We start from the raw sequence: 1,902 nt of genomic DNA on the forward strand, positions 1-1,902 counted from the left end.
CGCCCGCGTCATGTTGCCACATGGCAAGGAGTGCGCGGCGATGGCGAGCTTCCATCTTGCGGTGAAGACGGTAGGCCGGTCCGCCGGTCGCAGCGCGACGGCGGCAGCGGCCTACCGCGCGGGCGTGGAGATCGCGGACGAGCGCACCGGCATCGTCCACGACTACACCCGCAAGCAGGGTATCGAACATCGTGAGATCGTCGCTCCCGCCGATGCGCCCGACTGGGTGCAGGACCGGGCGGCTCTCTGGAATGCCGCCGAGCAGGCCGAGACGCGGAAGAACTCGACGGTCGCGCGGGAATACGAAATTGCGCTCCCGTCCGAACTGTCGGCCGACGAGCGCCGTACCCTGACGCTCGACCTCGCTCGCGAGATCAGCGAACGACACGGCGTGGCGGTGGACGTGGCGATCCACGCACCTGGTCGCCAGGGCGATCAGCGTAACCACCACGCCCACCTACTCACGACGACGCGGCGGATCGGCGCGGAGGGGTTGGGGGAGAAGAGCCGCGAACTTGACCAGAAGACCAGCGGTGAGGTGGAGCGCTGGCGGGCGCGGTTCGCGGAGATGCAGAACGCGGCGCTGGAACGGGCGCACGTCGCGGAGCGCGTCGACCACCGCAGCTACCAGCGGCAGGGGATCGAGCAAGAAGCGACGGTGCATATGGGGCCGAACGTCGTGGCGATGGAGCGTCGGGCCGAGCGGCAGGCGCAGCGCGAGGGGCGCGACTATGCGCCGGCGACGAAGGTCGGGCAGCACAACGCCGGCGTCCTCGAGCGGCGCGGCCTGCGCCAGTATATCGATCGGGGGACGGAGTGGCTGCGCGACGTGGGGCAGCGGGTGTCGCACCGGCTGCACGGGTTCGCAGCGACGTTGAGCGGCGCGGTCGATCGCGATCGGCGCGAGGCGGCGGACGCGCAGCGCCGCGACCAGCTAGCCGCCGAGCGCGCCCGCGAGGCGGCGCAGGAGCGCCAGCAGGCGCGCGAGCGAAGCCAAGTGGCCGAGCGGTTCAGGACGATCGCGGCGCGGCGCGAGGTGGGCGCCCACGGCTACGGCGACCATAGCAGCGACTGGCTGGCGACCCCGGAGGCACTGCGCAAGGCGGTGGACGCCTACAACGGGGCGAACCAGCACACCAAGGATCTGTATATCGAGCGGATCCAGCGTGAGCCGCAGATGGCCCGTGCCATGGGTCAGCTCGTCAATCAGCGCGAGCAGGTGCTGCAACGCGGTCAGGAATTAAGCCGGTGATTCCCTGTGGAATCGACCGGGGATACGACGATGCGAATCAAGAGGGTTAAGTATGGCGCGTGCAAAAGTGAATCTGGCAGATGCCAATGACCCGACCCTTCGCCTTGGGCCTGCGTCACTGTACCGGGGCGACGCCCTTAAAGCCTATGATACTTGGCTAGCCCCGACTGTCATTATCGCCGATGGCCCTTACGGCCTCGGGAAATTTCCCGGTGAAGCACATTCGCCGGACGGTCTGGCGGAATGGTATGCACCGCACGCTGCCGCTTGGGCCAGATACTCCGAACCCTTCACAACCTTATGGTTCTGGAACAGCGAAATCGGGTGGGCAAAATCCCATCCGGCGCTTGAGCTGCACGGCTGGCAATATGAGGAAACTGTCGTCTGGGATAAGGGCATCGCCCATATTGCGGGCAATGTTAACTCGCGGACCATCCGTGGCCTGCCTGTCGTCACCGAGCTGGCCGTTCGCTACACGCGCAGAGCGACACTCTTTGGCGCTGACGGACGCGAAATGGCGCTAAAGGAATGGCTGCGGGCCGAATGGCAGCGATCGGGCCTGCCCCTGTCGCAAAGCAATGAAGCTTGCGGCGTCGCCAACGCCGCGACGCGCAAATATCTCACCCAATGCCATATGTGGTATTTCCCGC

The 1,902-nt window shown here is 66.6% G+C and carries 2 protein-coding genes; both read left to right on the forward strand.

What is annotated here, in order from left to right:
• Positions 1-1,252, forward strand: a 1,252-nt coding sequence (mobQ, locus tag SP6_RS19820) for a MobQ family relaxase (RefSeq protein ID WP_233419840.1), incomplete at its 5' end; no start/stop codon positions are given.
• Between the two features lie 52 nt (positions 1,253-1,304).
• On the forward strand, positions 1,305-1,902 hold a 598-nt coding region (locus tag SP6_RS21160; RefSeq protein ID WP_042469572.1), incomplete at its 3' end, for a hypothetical protein.

It is taken from the genome of Sphingomonas paucimobilis NBRC 13935 (assembly GCF_000739895.2).
GTDB lineage: Bacteria > Pseudomonadota > Alphaproteobacteria > Sphingomonadales > Sphingomonadaceae > Sphingomonas > Sphingomonas paucimobilis.